The organism is Bacillus sp. SA1-12, assembly GCF_000981385.1.
GTDB lineage: Bacteria > Bacillota > Bacilli > Bacillales > Bacillaceae > Metabacillus.
The window spans coordinates 1-20,026 of record NZ_LATZ01000013.1; the positions used below are offsets into that span (position 1 = coordinate 1).

The window sequence follows — 20,026 nt, forward strand, 5'->3', positions numbered from 1 at the left end:
CCAGGATCAAACTCTCCAATAAAGAGTTGATATAGCTCATAAAATGTACTAGTTTAGTACGTTGTTTTGTTAATCGAAATTAACGTTGGCACGCTTGGTTTTGTTTAGTTTTCAAAGATCATTTTTGGAGCGGGTGAAGGGAATCGAACCCTCATCATCAGCTTGGAAGGCTGAGGTTTTACCACTAAACTACACCCGCAAAGTGACTCCACTGGTCGGGAAGACAGGATTCGAACCTGCGACCCCTTGGTCCCAAACCAAGTGCTCTACCAAGCTGAGCTACTTCCCGTTTATATGGCGCGCCCGAGAGGAGTCGAACCCCTAACCTTTTGATCCGTAGTCAAACGCTCTATCCAATTGAGCTACGGGCGCATATTCATTTAAGAATCTTTTAGAAGCAACTTAAACATTTTATCAAATCACGATGCTTATGTCAATACTTTTTTCGAAACTATTTTGTTTATAACTGGTGCGGCCGAGAGGACTTGAACCTCCACGGGGTCGCCCCCACTAGGCCCTCAACCTAGCGCGTCTGCCATTCCGCCACGACCGCGAATGAAAACAATGGTGCGGGTGAAGGGACTTGAACCCCCACGTCACAAGGACACTAGATCCTAAGTCTAGCGCGTCTGCCAATTCCGCCACACCCGCACGGTGTGTATAATGGTGAGCCATGAAGGACTCGAACCTTCGACCCTCTGATTAAAAGTCAGATGCTCTACCAACTGAGCTAATGGCTCATCTAATAATGAGTAGTACTATTGAGTTAATCACTTGTTTCTGACGCCCAAATCTCAGTAAGTTTATTCAAGGAGCAACTCGATTTGTGCGCTGACGTCTCGCTTCACAGCAAATTCGATCGTGCTCTACCAACTGAGCTGATGGCTAATTATCAAATGAGTAAATATCTTTGCGAAAATGGCTGGGCTAGCTGGATTCGAACCAACGCATGACGGAGTCAAAGTCCGTTGCCTTACCGCTTGGCTATAGCCCAATAAAATAACATCTTTTAAATCATTCTATCAAATCAACAAGAATTTAATGATAACACTTTATCAAAAATAAATCAAGTTGTATTTTTAACCATACACTCATTTAAAACAATGGCGGTCCGGACGGGACTCGAACCCGCGACCTCCTGCGTGACAGGCAGGCATTCTAACCAACTGAACTACCGGACCAATTATATCTCGGAAATAAATAGGAAGTGAGCTTTGCGCATTACGCAATTACCCACATCCTATTCTTCCACATATGGTCATGACCCGTACGGGATTCGAACCCGTGTTACCGCCGTGAAAGGGCGGTGTCTTAACCGCTTGACCAACGGGCCATATAAAATATGGCGGAGAAGGAGGGATTTGAACCCTCGCGCCGCTTACGCGACCTACACCCTTAGCAGGGGCGCCTCTTCAGCCTCTTGAGTACTTCCCCGTATGGCTCCGCAGGCAGGATTCGAACCTGCGACCGATCGGTTAACAGCCGATAGCTCTACCACTGAGCTACTGCGGAATATTTTCAACAGACTTCCTTTATTATATTGAGTAAGGATTGTCCTGTCAATACTTTTATTTCATTTGAAGTTCCATTTCGTTTTTTAAATGCACCATCTGCGACGGCTTTTATAATTTATCATAGTACCAATCATTTCGTCAACCCTTTTTTATACAGATAGATTTTTCCACCGCATCTTCCACATACTAGACGAGTTGTATCAACTCTTCGCTTACGATTATAGAGTTGATGACAGTTCTTACATTTATATTGCAAAAAGACACTATTCCTCTTTTTTTCTTGCTTGAGAGGCGTACAGTACCTTGGAGCACCTACTTCTTTTAGTAATTCTTTAAAGTCTTTATCACCATGCTTATAGCCTCTTCCTTCTAAATGCAAATGGTAGTGACAAAGTTCATGCTTAATGATGCCAATCACCTCATCAAGACCATACTCTTGATAGTACTTTGGATTAACATCAATATTATGGCTTCTTAATAAATACCTTCCTCCAGTCGTCCTCAGCCTTTTGTTAAAGGTTGCTTTGTGGTTGAATTTTTTATGAAAATAGGTCAAAGATATATCCTCAACAATTTTCTGGAGCTGTGTATCATCCACGGTCATTTCCCCCAATTTATATGGTACATCGTACTAGCAGTCTGCATACATTATAAACACCCATACTCCATTATAATGGTTAAGGAGGTATGAGCAAATGCCATCATGGTTACAAAATCAAATGCAACGTGCCTTTTATGAAAAAAATCGCTACCAAATCAAATTACTTAATCAGTGCTGGTTTTTCTATAGAGAAAAACACTGCTCGTAAAAAGCAGTGTTTCTTTTTAATTGTGCACCATAGTAAGTGCAACTCTTCCTTTTTTATGATCAACATCATCCACCCAAACCGTTACAACATCTCCAACAGATACAATATCAAGCGGATGCTTAACAAAGGATTTGCTCAATTTTGAAATATGAACTAGACCATCTTGCTTTACACCAATATCAACAAATGCTCCAAAATCAACGACATTGCGCACAGTCCCTTGCAATTCCATCCCTTGCTGCAAGTCTTCTAATTTTAAAACATCTTTCTTCAATAATGGTTTTGAAACTTCGTCGCGCGGGTCTCTTTCTGGACGAATTAATGCATCGCATATATCTTTAAGTGTTAACTCACCAATTCCAAGGACTTCTGCTGTTTCTTTGAGATTTATATTCAGAATCTTTTCTTTTAACTCTTCACTTCCCAGATCAGAAACAGAAGCATTTAATTGATCCAAAAGCTTATTTACTTCTGCATATCTTTCAGGGTGAATTCCAGTTCGATCCAAAGGCTGTTCACCTTCTAAGACTCTTAAGAAACCAATACACTGTTCAAATGTTTTCGCTCCTAAGCGAGGAATGTCCTTTAACTGTTTGCGGTTTGAAAATCTCCCAAGCTCTTCCCTCTTCTTCACAATATTGTTTGCAACAGCTTTACTTAAGCCGGCAACATATTGGAGCAATGAAGGTGAAGCTGTATTAACATTTACTCCTACCTGGTTTACGACTGTTTCAACAACAAAAGTTAACGACTCATTTAGCTTTTTTTGTGAAACATCATGCTGATATTGACCAACACCAACTGATTTAGGATCAATTTTAACTAATTCAGCCAATGGGTCCTGGAGTCTTCTTGCAATCGAAACAGCACTTCTCTCCTCAACCTGCAAATCAGGAAATTCCTCTCTAGCCAAATCGGAAGCAGAATAGACACTAGCACCAGCTTCATTAACAATTAAGTAAGAGACCTCTTCATCTATTTCTTTTAATATATCCGCAATAAATTGTTCTGTTTCTCTGGATGCAGTTCCATTCCCAATGGCTACAATTTCAATATTGTAGGTTTTCAAAACATCTTTTACAGTCGCAACCGCTTGCTCCTTCTTATTAACTGGCGGATGCGGATATACAACTCCTATATAAAACATTTTTCCGGTTTGATCAACAACAGCAAGTTTACAGCCTGTTCTATACGCCGGGTCTACTCCTAATACCATCCTACCTTTTAAAGGTGGCTGCAAAAGCAAGTTACGCAGGTTTTCTGAAAAAATATGGATTGCTCGATCCTCTGCCTTTTCTGATAGTTCTTTTCTAATTTCTCTTTCAATAGATGGCTGAATCAATCTTTTATAGGCATCATCAATGGTCTCCATCAAAATGGTATGTACGATCGTTGATTTACCCTTTAACTCTTGTTTCTGAATATAGTTAATAATTTCATCGTATGGCGGAATGATCGCGATGCGAAGAATATCTTCTTTTTCCCCCCGGTTTATCGCAAGTACACGGTGTGGAACAATTTTTTGAATAGGTTCTTCGTATTCGTAATACATTTCATACACATTTTTTTCATCTTTTTCTTTATCCTTTACAATAGAAGAGATAGCACCTTTTCTAAACGTTATATCACGGATCCACTGACGGTGCTTTGGTTCGTCAGATAGTTGCTCCGCAATAATATCCTTGGCTCCATTAATAGCTTCTTCAACTGTGTGTACCTCTTTTTCTTCATTTATAAATTCGCTTGCCTTTTCTGTTACATCTCCTTGACTTGGCAATTGGAGAATCCACTGCGCAAAGGGCTCAAGGCCTTTTTCCTTCGCTACAGTTGCCTTTGTTCTGCGCTTTTGTTTATAAGGCCGATATAAATCTTCAACCTGCTGCAGCTTCATGGATTTTTTAATATCAACAGCAAGCTCCTCAGTTAGCTTCCCTTGTTCGTCAATAAGACGGAGTACTTCTTCCTTGCGATTTTCAAGGTTTTGTATGTAAGTCCACTTTTCGGAGATGTCACGAATTTGTACCTCATCAAGTGCACCTGTTTGTTCCTTACGATAACGTGCAATAAACGGTACGGTATTCCCTTCTTCTAGCAGTCCTATCACATTAGCTACTTGCTTGAATTGGATCGAAAGCTCTTTACTAATGTGCTGCATGATTTGATCCTGTTTTTCTATCATCATAGCCTCCAAATTATATAGTCTCTCTTCTATACATCATTGATCTGTTTTAACAATCACATATGTAATCAGTTTACCAGATATAAATACATGAATAAAATAGGACTAAAGATAATCATTTATATACAAAAAATAATAGCCGCCCAACTATTTTAAGAAGTTAAAATAGCTGACCGACTATATAGGTCAAATCATCATTCCTTGTTTTTGTATAAGCCTCCAAAGATTGCGATAACTCTTCTACCGACCGCCCTTTAATAAGAAGCGCTTTTGCCCCCGGAAGCACCAGTCCATCTGTATGAATAATAAATTTGGATCCTTTATCATACGAATATGTTTGAGTTCGGTATTTCTGAGGTTTTCCTGATAAGTAGCCTAAAATCGGCAAGGGATAAATAAAGGAACCGGTTGGTGAACAAAGGATAAAGCGGATATTTCCCACTGAACTATATGTGAATTGGTTATTCTTAAAATCAATTTTCAGAATCGAGACTGTCGCACCTCGCTTATCCTTTAATTCTTGATTACAAAGATCAATTAAGACATCAACATCTTCATTATGTTTTCTTTCCACTAGTGCGCTTATAGCAGAAGAGGAATCATTTGCACGTTCTCCGCTCCCTAAACCATCGGCTAATGCACAAATAAAATAATCCTCAGTCGCTTTTATAAAAAAACTATCTCCACAGCAGGTTTTTCCTTCTTTTGGCAATTGATAAACTAATGTATGTACAAAGCTGTTAGATTCTCGAACAATCATTTATTTATCTCCGAAGGCATGTCTTTTAATAAAGCTTCCTTTAATTTTTGAATGGCCCTTCTTTGTAAACGTGAAACATGCATTTGTGATATTCCAAGCTGTTCACCTGTTTCCTTTTGGCTCATATTCAAATTAAACGTACAATCAATAATTTCTCTTTCTCTATCCGTTAATACATGTAATACGCTTTGTATCATAAGTTTTTGATTTACCTTTTCATAGCCTTGTTCTTTGGTACCTACAATATCCAGAATGGTAACAGTACTTCCCTCCGCATCAGCTTCTATTGAATGATCAACAGACAGGGCCTGATAGCTTTTTCCCATTTCCATTGTTTCTAGAACTTCCTCTTCTGTTACATCTAAATAATCTGCTATTTCTTGGACCTTCGGAGACCGCTGCATCTCATTTGTAAGTGTATCCACAGCTGTTTTAATCTTTGGTCCCAATTCTTTAATTCGTCTCGGAACATGGACACTCCATGTTTTGTCTCTTAGGAAACGCTTAATTTCTCCAATGATGGTTGGGATTGCGAATGCTTCAAACGGCTTACCGACTGTAGGGTCATATCTTCTGATCGCCCCAAGCAGACCAATCATCCCAACCTGTCTTAGATCTTCATGGAAGCTCTTTCCTTTGGAGTATTTTTTAGCTAATGTTTCAACTAAGCCCGTAAAGTGTTCAACTAGAGCTAATTGCGCATCGTTACTTTCAGTTTTCTGAAATTCAATAATTAGCTCATTCACCTTTTCTTTAGTTAGCTTCATAGTTCGTAATGGTTGTGTCATGATCTATTCGCTCCCCGCTTAAGTACTTAGTCATGAAGACTGTTACACCTGAGTTAACAAGTACACGGACTTCATCCATGAGCGTTTCCATCAAATAGAGACCCAACCCTCCTTCAGGAAGCTGGTCAATTGGACTTGAAGCAGAATAAGGACCAAGTTCATTTTTTGTTTTTTCAAAATCAAAGCTCTCTCCATTATCAGCAATCATGACATCAAGACGATCATGATAAAGACCAAATCCAACGACAACCTCTCCGCCTTCTTCATGCTTATAAGCGTGCTGAACAGCATTCGTACAAGCTTCGCTAGTTGCAATTTTCAAATCTTCTATATCATCATAGGAATATCCCATTCTACTAGCTATTCCAGAAAGAGTTAGTCTGATAATTCCTACATACTCCGGTTTAGCTGGAACCTTCATTTCTATATAATCTACTAATTCCTTCATTGTACCCCACCCTCTGATTTTGAAGATATATCAATGATGTCATTTAGTCCAGTTATACTAAATAGGCGTTCTAAGCGATCTGACAATTCAATAAGATTTAACTGACCATTATTCTTTCTTATGACTTTCAATAAGCCTACAAACACTCCTAAGCCCGTACTATCCATATAGGATACCTGTTTTAAGTTAACAATAATATTTGGGTTGGGCTTTTCTGCTAATGGTATTAAGGTTTCCCTTAACCTTGGAGCTGTATATGCATCAATTTCTCCTGCTACTAAAACCATTTCTTTATCATCAAGATTCTCTATGTCTATCTTTATATTCATTCGTTATCACCCCAAAAAGATCTAATATGTAGTTACATACCCCAATTTCTATAACATTAAACCATTCTTTTTAAAATTATTAATGTAAAATCATCTCTAAGTTGAAAATCCTGCATTTTTTCAAAATTTCGATAAATTTTTTCAACAATTTGTTGGGAAGTAAGATCTTTATATTGCCGGATCAAATCAGTAATAACAGACCTTTCAACAAACCCTTCGTCGGTTCTCGATTCCGTTACACCGTCTGAAAGTAGGATTACCATATCGCCTGGTTTTACGTTTTTTTGGTATTGGTGGTACTTAACATTTTGATCCACACCTAAAACAAGTCCTTTTGTTAAGAGGTCCTCAAACGAATCGGTAGAGGCATGATAATAAAAGCCTGGTTCATGGCCAGCAGAAGCATATGTAAAGAAATGATCACAAGTGTTATACATTCCGTAAAACATGGTAATAAACATACTCGCATCCACATTCCGTTCAACCACTCGATTCAGGTTTTCCAATATTTGATTAGGATATTTACGTGATTCTGGAAAACTATCCATTGCATATTTAATCATCGACATACATAAAGCAGCTGGTATTCCTTTACCAATAACATCTGCCACTGCAATACTGATTCCTTTATCATCTTGGACAAAGTGGTGATAGTCTCCATTCATTTGCTTTGCCGGTACGCTAATTGCACCTATATCCAATGAATCAATTACAGGAATGGATGTTTCCAGCAACGTTTGCTGAACACTTGCAGCAATCTGAATTTCTGATTTTATCTCTAGCTGCTGATCACGCAAGCTCTGATGCTCTTGATAGGCCATTCCATAGCCCATCATCACTTCCAGCAAGAAATCGAGTGAAGTTAGGACCTCACTTTTTATATCTGGAAAAAGCTCCTGCAAAACCTTACGGTGTATACTAATGATCTCTTCTGGTGATATTTGATGTTCGATCGTTTTTCTGCTTAGCTTTTGACCCTGATATAATGCTGATTCGGTTTGATCATCCAAGTAATTTCTTAAAAGCTCTCGATATTTCGTTTCTAAAAAATCACGATAATCCATTTAAGCCCTCCTACCGAAGCCATTTCACCGCCTGTATATTCGTGCCTTCTCCAACAGAGGAAGTTATATCAAATGTATCCATTAAGCGTTTAACTCCTGGTAATCCAGCACCTAATCCTCCTGAAGTTGAAAACCCATCTTCCATTACTTTTCGGATATCCGGTATTCCAGGCCCCTTATCAATGGCTATTATTTTTAAACCTTTTTTACCAAGGTCTTGGATGCGTTCTATACGCATTTCACCTTGTCCTGCATATAAATATATATTTCGAGCAAGTTCAGATATGGCAGTTGTAATTCTTGCTTGATCAACTGTACCAAACCCTAACTCTTTTGCAACATTTCGACCTAGCTGTCGAGCTGCAACGATGTCCCACTCGGTGACAATTTTGACACAGGATTGGTTTTCCATCCTTTACTCCTCCAACTCCCGCTGTAATGTTTCTAGCCCTTTTTCTAAATCTAAAGCAGTCTGTACATCCTCCAGGTGGATGCCTAACTCAATTAATGTAATGGCCACCGCAGGCTGAATTCCTGTTAGAACAACTTTAGCTCCCATTAGCTTAGACATGCTGATAACGTCCCCAAGAACCTTTGCGATAAAAGAGTCAATAACATCAACTGAAGTTAGATCGATAACGACTCCATTCGCCCCTGTTTCATGAATCTTATTTAGAAGATCTTCTTGAAATTGCAGAGCTGTCTGGTCATCTATCTCCCATTGAATGGAAACTAGTAAACAATTACGCAGCTTTAAAATCGGTATTCTAGCATTCATTTTGCTATTCCCCCAAAGATACAATTTGACGATTTGTCATTTCTAATGCGGCTTCAATTCCCTTTTGCAAAGAATTTTTAGTTATAACTTGACTTAAATCAATTCCTAGATTTACAATCGTTTGGGCAATTTCAGGGCGTATTCCTACAATTAAGCATTTTGCCCCTACAAGCCTTACTGCCTCAGATGCTTGTATAATATGATGAGCAACCATCGTATCAACAACTGGTACCCCTGTAATATCTATCAACACAACCTCTGCCCGGTGCTTAACAACACCTTCCAAAAGATTTTCCATAATTCGCTTTGCCCTTTCGGTATCAATTGTTCCTACTAAAGGCATAACGGTAATATTATCGAAAACCGGAATTAATGGAGCCGACAATTCCTGAAGAGCAATTTTTTGAAGGGATACTGTTCTCTCCCAAGATGATGCATAATAATGGAGAATTTCATTATTAATAGGAGAGATCCATTTATCAAATGACCAAACTAGATTCAATTTCTCTTCTTCATTTTTATCTACTGTCATCATTTCAAAAAGAACTTTATTCAGTTCCGCTAAGCTGGTCGAAATATATTTTAATGACCATCCTAATTGAACAACCTTTTGAGAGAATTCAGTAATTTTACCAACCATATCTTTATCCACACTTCTGAAATGAAGTAATAATATATTCATATATTCATTAGAAATAGTAGAATAGACTTGATCAGAAATAACGTTTGATACCTTCTGGTCATCGAGTTCTTTCATTCTCTCTGTCCAGTTTTTTAACAATTCTTCACGATTTAATTGTATAAATTCCATGAATGGATTTGAAAGATCGTTCATTTTTTTAGTAAATCCTCCTTCTTTAATTACGAGCGTATCTTTATTTTATTATACCGATTTATTACATTAAAAAAAAGAAATACCCTTATTTACCTTTATAAGATGAATTTCAAATCGTTAAAAAGCGAAAGAGGCTGCATACAGTGGCAGCCTCTTTCTATTTCATATTTAACACGTCTATTATTTTAAATTAACTAAAAATCAATAAGTCCTAAGCTTATTTGCAAGGCTTCATCTACTTTATCCATCATTTCATCATCAAGATGGGTAATTTTATCAGTAAGCCTCTGCTTATCAATCGTTCGAATCTGTTCAAGCAGGATCACCGAATCCCTTTCAAACCCGTAACGCTTTGCATCAATCTCAACATGAGTTGGCAATTTTGCTTTTTGAATTTGGGCCGTAATTGCCGCTATAATAACTGTAGGACTAAAGCGGTTTCCGATATCATTTTGGATAATTAATACAGGACGTACGCCACCTTGCTCCGAGCCGACAACAGGTGAAAGATCAGCAAAATATACGTCACCGCGTTTAACAATCAAATGATTAACCCCCGCTTACTAAGCGTTCAACGGTATGATCAGCCTCAGATTCTGCCAGAAATGCTTCAGATGCAATGTTTAGATTAATTTTTGCCATTTCCATGTAGCCGCGTCTCATTGATTCGCGAATTTGGCGCTTTTTTCGTTCACGAATATACATCTTCGTTGCTTGATAAATAAGCTCGTTTCTGTTCCCGTTCTCCTGTTTCACAAGTCCATCCAATTCTGATACTAATGCTTGAGGTAACTGAATTAAGATTTCTGTCGTTGCGCTGGATTCAGACACAAACATACACCTCCACCAAACTTACCATCCTAAATTCCATTCCAAATTTAATAATACCATTTACAGCCCAAGATGCAAAGTGTTTTATTAAGAAAAGCTCAAAGCGCCTTGACCAGCCTTGGGCAAATAAGAACGATTTAAAATGGAAGGCGTTCTTTGCCTTCAATTCTAAATTGGCTTATGACCTCGCAGGGCTAGGCGCTGCTGCTGGACAACAACAAGACGAAGCACAAAAAACCTAGGGCTAAACCAGCTGAAAAGATCCTTTAGTTATGTTGGTATCAAACGAAACCAAAGGATAACAAAATTTACTTATTTAACTTATGCCTTCCTCTATTATCGTCATGTACAGGTTATTTATTCACTTTTTATCCCAACAACGTTAATTATTTTACATATTTGTTAAAAGAGGATTACTCACTTCAATTATACTCCTATTTTTCAAAAACATACGGGGAACACGCGAAGTTACCGTACACGTAACTTCATAATTGATTGTATCAAGCCGTTTTGCTACTTCATCAACAGGAATATATTCATGATTTTGTTTACCGATTAGGGTTACTTTTGTTCCCACTGGGAGCTCATATGGAAGCTTAACCATACATTGATCCATACAAATTCTCCCTACTAACGCCGTTCGTTTCCCATCAACTATGACGTCTGAATTTTTTAAGCTTCTAATCCACCCATCAGCATAGCCAATTGGCAATGTTCCGATCCATTCGTCTTCCTCTGCCTCATATGTTGCACCATAACTGACTTTTGTCCCTTTCCGAATCTTTTTCACATGAACTAATTTTGTGTGCAAGGAAAAGGCTTCTTGGAGGGTATATGGTAATTCATCCTTTATTTCTAAAGAAGGTGATAAGCCGTACATAGAGATGCCCAGACGAACTGCATTATATAACTTAGTTGGAAAACGGAGTCCTGTTGCACTATTTCCACAATGAACAAGTATTTTATCTCGTGCAATTCCTTCGATAAGCTCCTGAAATTTTTCGTACTGAAAATGAAAATAACTAAGATCAAGTTCATCCGCCGTTGCGAAATGCGTATAAATACCTGTTATAACAAATTGAGAACTATCCTGAACAGCTTTAAATAGAGAGGCGAGGTCATCCGCATTAGTAACACCCAGGCGACTCATCCCTGTATCAAGCTTAACATGAAGATGAACAACATCCATTCCAGCATATTGTTTTGCTTCCTCAAGCCAATCAACCGAAAAGACAGTAAGGGTTATGTTATTTTCAATTGCTAGTGCAACATTTTCAGCTCTTGTGGCCCCTAAAACTAAAATCGGCACGTCCAGACCTGACTTCCTTAAAGCTAATGCTTCATCTAATAAGGCTACAGCAAGAATAGATGCTCCTGCTTCCAAGGCAGCTTTAGCAACCTGGACAGCTCCATGCCCATAGCCATTTGCTTTTACTACTGCAATAATTTCTACATTTTCTCCAATATGATGTTTCATTGATTTTACATTATGCACAATTGCATCCAAATCAACTTCCACCCATGTATCACGATAAAACTCTTGCTGCATCTTACTCCACTTCCTCATCCAAACGTTCTACTAGAATGATTATCGCGACAAAGGTATGGAAATGTCAAATAGTGAAACATAAAAACACAAAAATGGGGAAACATTATGCTTGTATTAGAGGAGTAAATCTTAACCTTTCCTTAATTAAAATAAGTTAACTTTAGTTGTTAATTTCCGCTTCAAGAGATCAGCTTTAGCGGATGATCCGGGAGCCTTCCAAGCTAATTTGCAGTTGCTTCGTTCTCCCCTGTCCTTGATGTTGCTACTGGAGTTTCGCTGCCTCACTGCAATCAATCAATTACTCTGCATCACTTGGTAAATAGCCACAAAGTTTACGAAAATAGCTCAAAAATAAATAAGGCTGTCTAAACCAAAGGGCTAGACCCTTCTAAGACAGCCTCATCTTTTATTTTGCTGCTTGACCTTGAACAGATTTGGCAACCATAAGCATTTCCTCTTCCGTTAAGTCTTCAGAAGCTAGCATATAGTCTACGCCATCATATGTCCAAGTAAGTGTTGATTCTGAAATAGCTCCGATTGTAAATCCTAGGTCTGCCGGATGACCATTCACATATGTTGAGGTGGAGGCAGAAGCAGGAGCGGCAATTTCAGCACTTTCTTGAATAAGCGTAAATGATTTTTCTCCGCCAAATGTCAGGATGACACGTTTTCCATTTTCAGTTTCCATTTCAGTCTCCTCTACTAATTCAACCCCTGCAGGCTGCTCAAGAGGATACTTAACTGCAAATGTCTCATTGTCACCTGAAGCCATTGTTGGAACTTCAATTTGGGCACTTGACATATTTTTCTCAACATCAAATGAATTATCGTCAAATGAAGCGTTGAATTCAAATTTAGAAAACTCTACTACAACAAGCGGATTTCTGTCTGTATCCATCACCTTAACCATAGAAGGGGATAAGTCCTTTTTATTAAAGGTAATTTCTTGAGTCGGCAGCATTCTATTATTTTGATAATTTGTTTTCGTTTCAAAAACATAGTTATTTTCTGCTGCACTGAACTTGGCCTCTGGATCATTGATAATATCCTTTACCAATGATTCAAATAGGTAGGCTTGACTACTATTTGTCGGCCATTCACTCTGGAAACGGAAACTCTTGTTTAGTGCAGGAGTTAGCACAAACACTCCCTCATCATTACGTAAAATCATCTGGCTTTGCTCTTTCTTTGAATTTTTAAGATTTACTCTGTAGTAAGTAGGTCCCTTATGCCAGATTTCAATTTCGTATTCTTGTGGTTCGCTGCCGGTTTGAAGTGTCATCTTTCCTTTGGCTTTATAACCGGACATTTCTTCAATCTTCTTTTCTAACGCTTGAACGACATCTGATTGTGATTTCTCTCCGCATCCCGCAAGTACGAGTACTGTTAAAAGTCCTACTAACAGTAACACTAAGCTTTTTTTCAACATGTTCAACCCCTTTGCCTCATATAACGTTAAAAAGGAAGAAATCGTTTGCTAGACCTCATCTTACTAAAAGACTAAGCTCTAAAACTTATTGTATTTCAAGCCAAAGATCAAGATGAACTCCAAAAACAACTTGTCTTCCCTATCGCATTACCAAATATATGAGACAAACTTTCCAAATATGCAGAAATAATTTTAAAAGCGGAAGCGGCTTGATTTGCCCCGACAAGCATAAGAAGCTCATAAATAGGAAGGTGTTCTTTACCATCCATTCATGAGCGTCTTATGCTCGAGAGGCCAGGCGCTGCAGCTGGACACCAAGACCAAGTTCAAACCCATATATGTATCCATCCCTCACCTTTCTAAAAGAACCTGTGCTGCAGCATACTGGCGCGAATGGGTAATCGAAACATGAATGGTATCTGTTTGCGGTAGCTCTTTTAGTAGTTTAATAATCGGCTTTCCTCTTTCATCATTGATCACTTCAATGTCCTGAAAACTTATTTCTTCTCCAATTCCTGTTCCTAATGCTTTTGAATAAGCCTCTTTTACAGCGAAACGCCCAGCTAAAAATTCCACTTTACGTTCCTTTGAAAGAGTTGCATATTTTTCAATTTCATTTATTGTTAAAATCCGTTTAATAAAACCTGGCTGACGTTCAACTATTCTTCGAATCCGATCGAGCTCAATGATATCTAAACCAATACCCGCTATCATCTGAAAACAACACCTTTCAATAGTCTGTAATCGTACTATTTTAATGAACTCGTACATATTCGTGTAGTATAAGTCGAATTCTACTAGCTATTCATTATGATGGCTATTTTATTGTACCTTATTGACCTTTAAGAATAAAATTGAAGTCAGATCTAAATAAATTTTAGAAAAGAGGCTAAGCAATGTTTACCAGAACAGAAAACTTTCAAACCTTTCTTAGGTTATATCCGGTTGTTTCGATTCTAGTCAGCATTCACATATTCTTTTGGTTGCTCTTCCAATTATCAATTCCCACCCTGCAAATTGTGTTAAGTTTATTGGACGGATATAATGCCGGAATTGCAAATGGTGAGTTTTGGCGCATTATTACACCGATCTTCCTTCATATTGGCTTTGGTCACCTTTTCTTCAATACGATTTCCCTTATCTTATTTGCTCCTGCATTAGAAAGAATGTTAGGAAAGGGAAAGTTTATTTTTCTCTATATTGGTGCAGGAATTATTGCAGATATCGCTACCTTTGTGTTAGAGCCGCAGCAATATTCACATATTGGGGCTTCAGGTGCTATTTTTGGCTTATTTGGAGCGTACCTATTTATGGTTTTCTTCCGAAAAGGGATGATGGATCAAGCGAATTCGCAAATCATCATAAGTATTTTAGTTATCGGATTAATCATGACATTTTTCAATGCAAATATTAACATTGTTGCCCATATTTTCGGCTTTATTGGCGGCTTTGCCTTAGCTCCCCTAATTATCAAAAAACGAGGACAGTTTGTTCATCAAACCTATTACAGTCCAAGCAATGTAAAAAAGTTCTCCCTTCATAAATTAGGGATAAAGCAGATTCTTTGGATGCTGTTCGGCTTATTAATCGTGATTGGGATTCTTACTCGGTTAATTTAAAGTGAGACTTACCGGATCTTTACGGGCAGTTAGTTTTCTCTACCTTCAAATCCTATTCTAAAATTTATAAAGAGATTTACTGCCCGTTAAGAGGGGATAGAGTGAGAGTTCCAGCAGTGGAGGTTTCTTCGATTGCGATAAAATAAGGCTGACTAAAAGGTTTAACCCTCTTAGACAGCCTTATTTTTCTTTTATTACTTCGGGTGTGAGTACCAGCCAGTCATGTTGTTAACATCCTCCTGATCTACATCCTGAATGGAGAAGGTTTTCCCCATAATCCCTGACTTTATCGAGGCCTCAAACGACTGTAATAATTTCCTTTTTTGAAAATAAGAAGTTTTGCTCTTTATCGTCTGCAGTCGATTGCGGTGGATGAGAACGGTCGTTTTTGAGACAAAGCGAAAGCTTAATTGTATCTGGTTCCCTGTTATATTCCAGCCTGCATCTCGATATGAGCAATATCCCCAATAAATGAATAAGGGAATTAATATGAAAGAAAAAGCCCCCCACGGTACGAAAAAATAAGTAATCGGGATACAAATGATAGCAGTAGGGATAGCCCTTCTAGCCATATACCGTTTTCTTGACCTTTTAGGCAATCGATTCAGGTCATCACTCTTTTTAAATAACGGAAGAAACTGCTCCAAGAGTACAGTTACCTCTTTTTTAGGCACGACAGGAAATAAGATTGTTGAAGCGCCTTCGTCACGGCTGCTTCCACCGGCACTTTCAATATAGACAGTTGCATATCCTAACAGTTGTCTAAGTGGATTTTGAACAATTCTAATTGCTTGGATACGCGTAATAGGAATTGACACTTGCTGTTTTTCGAAAATTCCCCTCGAGATTTTGATTTCATCATCAGCTTTTAACACAGTAAAATAAGCATACTTTAGCAAAACGCCTATAATACTTAACAACCATGCTATAAACAAGACAATAAATACCAACCCTGCATATAATGCAAAGCTTGCCTTTGTCAGAAATTCAAAACGGTCGATAATCTCCTCAAAGGGAATAAAATCATCAAATTGGGATACAAACGCTACAATAGCGGAGATGATTACGCCGATTCCGCTTGAAGTAGAAGCAGCAACAAAAAGATCCCTCGGCCTCATCTTAAACACAGGAAGCTCTGGCTGCTCCTCATTTTGAACTTCAACAAGCCTTAACCCATCCTGTTTATAGTCTGAGATCGACTGTTGTATACGATCCGCTTCTTGTTTTTTTATAGCCGTTAAAACAGCCTCGGCTTCCATTCCGCCGCCGGCTGTTTCGATTTGCACCTTTACAAGTCGGAACAGCTGCTGAACAATGCCTGCACTAATATTGATAGATTGAATCCGTTCAATTGGAATATAGCGTTTTTTCTTAATGAAAATCCCGTGCTCAATTCTTAGATCTCCATCTTCAAGCCAATAGGTAAACTTCCACCAATCCAAAATACTTGTGACAATGATAATGATAAATAAGCAAACACCGCCGATGCTTATATAAACATTAAAGCCCTCATTATTGCCAAAAAAGAAGAAAACAATGACAGGAATAATATATGACTTAATTATCTTTATGAAGCTTAAAAGCATACCTACTGGATGAATTCGCTTCGGTTCAAACATCATCATCCGTCACCCTTGCCAGCTTCGAAATGTGATCCCTTAGTAAATCTGCTTCTTGCAGGTCCAAGGCCGGAATTTCATGCTTTGTGGCTGCTGTTGATATTTCAATTGAAGCCAGATTATATTTTCGCAGCAATGGTCCTTGATGTGTATCAACATGCTGCACCCTTACCATTGGTACAAGTACTCGTTTGATCACAAAAAGTCCAAACTGGAGGTCGATCTCATGCTCATGTACTTCATAACGCCAAACGCGGTGCCTAATTTTTGGAATAATGTAAATGGATAATAGTGAAAAAATAAGCCAAATAATTGCAGCCCCTACTGTGATCCAGTATGTGAAATCTAGAAAATATACCCCTATCCCTACCCCAACTACCACCAATAAAAAAATAATTGAGCTAATAAGAGCACTTAGCCGCCAAACAGTTAACGCCTTTAAGCTTATTTTATTTTTCGGTAAATCCCTCAAACTTCTCTCTCCTTCAGTTAGAAAATAATCCCATTTGATTATAGCATCAATTAAAAGGTCGCAGCGTTTGTTTTATCCCTTTTTGAAAATTAATCTATTTTAAAGGACGCTTGATCCACCCATTCAATCTTATGATACTTCTTCAAATCATCCACTAACTGAAAAAGAGCATTGTCCTTCTGTTTTGCTTCAATCATACAATCCAGCCTATCTACGCTGCCTTTTACAACTCCTAAAAAATCCATAAACATTTGCGCGTCGATGAAATCAGAATGCGCCCGGAAATCCTTTGTATTTTTAGGGCTTGAGATATGCATCTTTACTGGCAGGGGCGAACCTTTCCATGTGTTAAGAATCCTTCCCCAGTGTTGTTCCCAATTTAAGTCATCATGGTAAGCCAAGTGATGATGGTAATCAAACACTTGTGGCACACCGAGCTTTTCACATAAATATAACGCATCGTTTAAGTGAAAGGTTGTATCATCATTTTCCAGCATCAGCATCTTTTGGATACCGGCAGGAATGAATCCCCAATTATGAATAAACTGTTCAAGCGCCTTCTCCTTATCATCATAGGCTCCCCCAATATGCAAGACACAACGATGCTCAGGGTCAATCTTCATTCCCTTTAATAATAATTCGTGCATCCGCAGTGTTTTTAATGACCTCTTTAAAATATCTGAATCAGTAGAGTTTAGCACAACAAAATGATCCGGATGAAAATCGACTCGCATCGGATGCTCGCTTAAAAATTCGTTAATTAATCCGAATGAATCGGATAAATTTCTCATAAAATGCCAATCTTGAAGCTCCTCATGATTAGCCAATGGAATTAATTTTGAGCTTAACCGAAAAAAAAGAATATCATTTGCGTAGCTATGCTTTAATAATCTTAAGCAGTTATCGATATTTGACTGTGCAATCTTCTCAAGCTTCCGTATGGCTGCCTCACGATCCTTAATTTTTGCAAATTGACTGTAGGTCATTGTTTGTGAGGGAGAACAGTTTTGAAGATTCATACTCATGGCCACATAACCTAATCTGACAATCGTCATAAATGGCATCACCTCCTGGAAATCCTTTTTTAGTTTCCCCTATTGTCTGATTTCCATTTAAAATGACGGGATGTCCCACGCAATGAACCACTTATTATTTTTTAAATTACTGATTGTTTCAATTGCAACGTTTTTTGGTTTTTGAACCATTCCGCTAAATTTTTGAACTACTCTCTTTTTCTATATAAAAAAAGATCGAACCCATAATATGGATTCGATCTTCATCATTTTATTTTGAATTTGAGTAGCGGCGCTTCGCTGAATTACCATAGTTGCCTTTGCCTCTGTCACGGTCACCGTAAGAACGGTTGTTGTTTTTCTTTTGTCCGCCGCTTCGGTTATAGTCGCCTCTTCTTTTATTATTGTTAGAACGACCTTTGTTTTTAGAGGATTTAATAAATAGCGGCGCTTCCTCTGTTAATTTTACTTCTACATCATTTGGCTCTTTCGTCATGAACTTAATAGCAGCAGCTACTACTAACTGTGCATCAAATTCTTCTAAAAGTTCTTCGGCAGTACGCTTGTAGAAAGAAAGGTTGTCATTTTCAACGATTGAGCGAATTTTCTCAACAGTCATTTGTTGTTGACTCTCAATAGCTTCATCAACTGTTGGCGGCTTCATGCGGTCCATCTTACGCTTTGTTGTACGCTCGATATTTTTTACGATGTCCATTTCTCTAGGTGTTACGAATGTCATCGCCATACCTGTTTTCCCTGCACGTCCAGTACGGCCAATCCGGTGAACATAGCTTTCCGGATCTTGAGGAACGTCAAAGTTATATACATGTGTGACACCTGAGATGTCCAATCCGCGAGCGGCAACATCTGTTGCAACTAACACTTCAATGGCACCCTCTTTAAATTTGCGTAAAGTTGACATACGCTTGGCTTGAGTAAGATCTCCATGTATACCTTCAGCTGTATATCCTCTTAATGTTAAAGCTTCAGCTAATTCATCTACACGACGTTTTGTACGTCCGAAAACGATCGCAAGCTCTGGAGATTGAATATCAAGCAATCTTGTGAGAACGTCAAATTTCTTTCTTTCGTGAGTTTCAAGGTAATATTGGGTAATGTTAGGCACAGTCATTTCTTTCGCCTTTACTTTAACCAGTTCTGGATCCTTCATGAATTTTTCTGCAATACGGCGAATCGGATCTGGCATTGTGGCAGAGAACAGTAAAGTTTGGCGATCTTCTGGAACATTTGAAAGAATAGCCTCAATATCCTCGATAAAGCCCATGTTTAGCATTTCATCTGCTTCATCCAGAACCATCGTGTGAACACCATTTAATCGGATTGTTTTACGGTTGATATGATCAATAAGACGTCCAGGTGTTCCAACAATAATATGAGGATTCTTTTTCAAGGAACGGATCTGTCTATTAATATCCTGACCACCATAGATCGGGAGAACACGTGAGCGCTTATGATAACCAATTTTATAAAGTTCTTCAGAAACCTGAATAGCAAGTTCACGTGTAGGAGCGACAACAACAGCTTGAATATTATTATTTTTCACGTCGATTTTTTCAATAAGCGGGATTCCAAATGCAGCTGTTTTTCCTGTCCCAGTTTGCGCCTGTCCGATTACGTCCTTATTTTGCAGACCTAACGGAATCGTTTGTGCCTGAATCGGAGACGGCTCTTCAAAACCCATTTTACTTATTGATTGCATCAGTGACGAACTTAAACCTAAATCTTGAAACGTTAATGTCAATGTATTCATACTCCTTCTATATCGTTTGCTGTAAATATTTACAGACCTTATAGGTAACAGGTTTTTAATCAAATGTATCTATCTAATTCAATAAGCTAAAAACAATTGGCCATTAGAAAAGCGCATGCGCCTTAACCAGCCTAAGGCAAATAAGACGCTTAAGAATAAAGACCTTTTTTGCTTCAATTCCTAAGCGGCTAATAACTCGAAGAGCTAGGCGCTGGAGCT

The 20,026-nt window shown here is 38.3% G+C and carries 20 protein-coding genes, 11 tRNA genes and 1 pseudogene; 2 read left to right on the forward strand and 30 right to left on the reverse strand.

Features of this window, described 5'->3' with window-relative positions; genetic code table 11:
• Positions 1 to 125: 125 nt before the first annotated feature.
• From WQ54_RS10175 to WQ54_RS10230, 12 genes are all read right to left on the reverse strand, one after another.
• Positions 126 to 199 (reverse strand) — tRNA-Gly (locus WQ54_RS10175).
• Between the two features lie 13 nt (positions 200 to 212).
• Positions 213 to 289, reverse strand: a tRNA-Pro gene (locus WQ54_RS10180).
• 6 nt (positions 290 to 295) lie between these two features.
• Positions 296 to 372: transfer RNA gene (locus WQ54_RS10185), tRNA-Arg, on the reverse strand.
• Positions 373 to 467: 95 nt separating this feature from the next.
• Positions 468 to 553, reverse strand: a tRNA-Leu gene (locus WQ54_RS10190).
• Positions 554 to 565: 12 nt separating this feature from the next.
• Positions 566 to 651: transfer RNA gene (locus tag WQ54_RS10195), tRNA-Leu, on the reverse strand.
• Between the two features lie 13 nt (positions 652 to 664).
• Positions 665 to 740, reverse strand: a tRNA-Lys gene (locus WQ54_RS10200).
• A 179-nt stretch (positions 741 to 919) separates the two neighbouring features.
• Positions 920 to 994, reverse strand: a tRNA-Gln gene (locus WQ54_RS10205).
• A 110-nt stretch (positions 995 to 1,104) separates the two neighbouring features.
• Positions 1,105 to 1,181 (reverse strand) — tRNA-Asp (locus WQ54_RS10210).
• A gap of 80 nt (positions 1,182 to 1,261) precedes the next feature.
• Positions 1,262 to 1,333, reverse strand: a tRNA-Glu gene (locus WQ54_RS10215).
• Between the two features lie 10 nt (positions 1,334 to 1,343).
• A tRNA-Ser gene (locus tag WQ54_RS10220) sits at positions 1,344 to 1,434 on the reverse strand.
• A gap of 3 nt (positions 1,435 to 1,437) precedes the next feature.
• Positions 1,438 to 1,512: transfer RNA gene (locus WQ54_RS10225), tRNA-Asn, on the reverse strand.
• Positions 1,513 to 1,644: 132 nt separating this feature from the next.
• Positions 1,645 to 2,112: a SprT family protein gene (locus tag WQ54_RS10230; protein WP_046515906.1), complete on the reverse strand. Its 468-nt coding sequence runs from the start codon at positions 2,110 to 2,112 to the stop codon at positions 1,645 to 1,647.
• Positions 2,113 to 2,209: 97 nt separating this feature from the next.
• Here WQ54_RS10230 and cmpA point away from each other — a divergent pair, with 97 nt between their 5' ends.
• Positions 2,210 to 2,323 carry a cortex morphogenetic protein CmpA gene (cmpA, locus tag WQ54_RS33505; RefSeq protein WP_156177859.1) on the forward strand — a complete coding sequence of 38 codons (114 nt, stop codon included), beginning with the start codon at positions 2,210 to 2,212 and terminating at the stop codon, positions 2,321 to 2,323.
• 16 nt (positions 2,324 to 2,339) lie between these two features.
• On the opposite strand, the gene WQ54_RS10235 is transcribed toward cmpA, so the two are convergent.
• The 14 genes from WQ54_RS10235 to acpS form a co-directional block, all read right to left on the reverse strand.
• Positions 2,340 to 4,502 carry a Tex family protein gene (locus WQ54_RS10235; RefSeq protein WP_046515909.1) on the reverse strand — a complete coding sequence of 721 codons (2,163 nt, stop codon included), beginning with the start codon at positions 4,500 to 4,502 and terminating at the stop codon, positions 2,340 to 2,342.
• A gap of 160 nt (positions 4,503 to 4,662) precedes the next feature.
• Positions 4,663 to 5,262, reverse strand: a complete 600-nt coding sequence (locus tag WQ54_RS10240; RefSeq protein WP_046515912.1) for a PP2C family serine/threonine-protein phosphatase — start codon at positions 5,260 to 5,262, stop codon at positions 4,663 to 4,665.
• Positions 5,259 to 6,050 carry an RNA polymerase sigma factor SigB gene (sigB, locus tag WQ54_RS10245; RefSeq protein WP_046515915.1) on the reverse strand — a complete coding sequence of 264 codons (792 nt, stop codon included), beginning with the start codon at positions 6,048 to 6,050 and terminating at the stop codon, positions 5,259 to 5,261. The genes WQ54_RS10240 and sigB overlap by 4 nt, the downstream gene beginning before the upstream one ends.
• Positions 6,016 to 6,498, reverse strand: a complete 483-nt coding sequence (gene rsbW, locus WQ54_RS10250; protein ID WP_046515918.1) for an anti-sigma B factor RsbW — start codon at positions 6,496 to 6,498, stop codon at positions 6,016 to 6,018. The genes sigB and rsbW overlap by 35 nt, the downstream gene beginning before the upstream one ends.
• On the reverse strand, positions 6,495 to 6,827 hold the full coding sequence (locus tag WQ54_RS10255) for an anti-sigma factor antagonist (protein ID WP_046515920.1): 333 nt from the start codon (positions 6,825 to 6,827) through the stop codon (positions 6,495 to 6,497). The genes rsbW and WQ54_RS10255 overlap by 4 nt, the downstream gene beginning before the upstream one ends.
• Before the next feature lie 56 nt (positions 6,828 to 6,883).
• On the reverse strand, positions 6,884 to 7,891 hold the full coding sequence (locus WQ54_RS10260) for a PP2C family protein-serine/threonine phosphatase (RefSeq protein ID WP_046515925.1): 1,008 nt from the start codon (positions 7,889 to 7,891) through the stop codon (positions 6,884 to 6,886).
• Positions 7,892 to 7,901: 10 nt separating this feature from the next.
• Positions 7,902 to 8,303 carry an anti-sigma regulatory factor gene (locus WQ54_RS10265; RefSeq protein WP_046515928.1) on the reverse strand — a complete coding sequence of 134 codons (402 nt, stop codon included), beginning with the start codon at positions 8,301 to 8,303 and terminating at the stop codon, positions 7,902 to 7,904.
• A 3-nt stretch (positions 8,304 to 8,306) separates the two neighbouring features.
• Entirely contained in the window at positions 8,307 to 8,669 is a 363-nt protein-coding gene (locus WQ54_RS10270) for an STAS domain-containing protein (RefSeq protein WP_046515931.1), read from the reverse strand.
• 4 nt (positions 8,670 to 8,673) lie between these two features.
• On the reverse strand, positions 8,674 to 9,504 hold the full coding sequence (locus WQ54_RS10275) for an STAS domain-containing protein (RefSeq protein WP_046515935.1): 831 nt from the start codon (positions 9,502 to 9,504) through the stop codon (positions 8,674 to 8,676).
• Positions 9,505 to 9,698: 194 nt separating this feature from the next.
• The gene (gene ndoA, locus WQ54_RS10280) at positions 9,699 to 10,049 is read right to left on the reverse strand and encodes a type II toxin-antitoxin system endoribonuclease NdoA (RefSeq protein WP_026562078.1); all 351 of its coding nucleotides are present in this window, start codon (positions 10,047 to 10,049) and stop codon (positions 9,699 to 9,701) included.
• A gap of 4 nt (positions 10,050 to 10,053) precedes the next feature.
• On the reverse strand, positions 10,054 to 10,335 hold the full coding sequence (locus tag WQ54_RS10285) for a CopG family ribbon-helix-helix protein (protein ID WP_026562079.1): 282 nt from the start codon (positions 10,333 to 10,335) through the stop codon (positions 10,054 to 10,056).
• Between the two features lie 391 nt (positions 10,336 to 10,726).
• On the reverse strand, positions 10,727 to 11,884 hold the full coding sequence (gene alr, locus WQ54_RS10295; protein WP_046515946.1) for an alanine racemase: 1,158 nt from the start codon (positions 11,882 to 11,884) through the stop codon (positions 10,727 to 10,729).
• Between the two features lie 406 nt (positions 11,885 to 12,290).
• Complete coding sequence (locus tag WQ54_RS10300) at positions 12,291 to 13,310, reverse strand: outer membrane lipoprotein carrier protein LolA (RefSeq protein WP_046516090.1); 1,020 nt, start codon at positions 13,308 to 13,310, stop codon at positions 12,291 to 12,293.
• 354 nt (positions 13,311 to 13,664) lie between these two features.
• Positions 13,665 to 14,027: a holo-ACP synthase gene (gene acpS, locus WQ54_RS10305; RefSeq protein WP_046515950.1), complete on the reverse strand. Its 363-nt coding sequence runs from the start codon at positions 14,025 to 14,027 to the stop codon at positions 13,665 to 13,667.
• 182 nt (positions 14,028 to 14,209) lie between these two features.
• On the opposite strand from acpS, the pseudogene WQ54_RS10310 reads away from it, so the two are divergent.
• Positions 14,210 to 14,794, forward strand: a pseudogene (locus WQ54_RS10310) (rhomboid family intramembrane serine protease); the annotation flags it as partial.
• A gap of 332 nt (positions 14,795 to 15,126) precedes the next feature.
• Here the strand turns inward: WQ54_RS10310 and WQ54_RS10315 are convergent.
• The 4 genes from WQ54_RS10315 to WQ54_RS10330 all read right to left on the reverse strand — a co-directional run bounded on the left by WQ54_RS10315 (position 15,127) and on the right by WQ54_RS10330 (position 19,798).
• Complete coding sequence (locus tag WQ54_RS10315) at positions 15,127 to 16,557, reverse strand: PH domain-containing protein (protein WP_084821950.1); 1,431 nt, start codon at positions 16,555 to 16,557, stop codon at positions 15,127 to 15,129.
• The gene (locus WQ54_RS10320; protein ID WP_046515960.1) at positions 16,544 to 17,023 is read right to left on the reverse strand and encodes a PH domain-containing protein; all 480 of its coding nucleotides are present in this window, start codon (positions 17,021 to 17,023) and stop codon (positions 16,544 to 16,546) included. Before WQ54_RS10320 ends, WQ54_RS10315 begins: the two co-directional genes overlap by 14 nt.
• Before the next feature lie 89 nt (positions 17,024 to 17,112).
• Positions 17,113 to 18,078 carry a UV DNA damage repair endonuclease UvsE gene (uvsE, locus tag WQ54_RS10325; protein ID WP_046515963.1) on the reverse strand — a complete coding sequence of 322 codons (966 nt, stop codon included), beginning with the start codon at positions 18,076 to 18,078 and terminating at the stop codon, positions 17,113 to 17,115.
• Positions 18,079 to 18,307: 229 nt separating this feature from the next.
• Positions 18,308 to 19,798: a DEAD/DEAH box helicase gene (locus WQ54_RS10330; RefSeq protein WP_046515967.1), complete on the reverse strand. Its 1,491-nt coding sequence runs from the start codon at positions 19,796 to 19,798 to the stop codon at positions 18,308 to 18,310.
• Between the last annotated feature and the right edge of the window lie 228 nt (positions 19,799 to 20,026).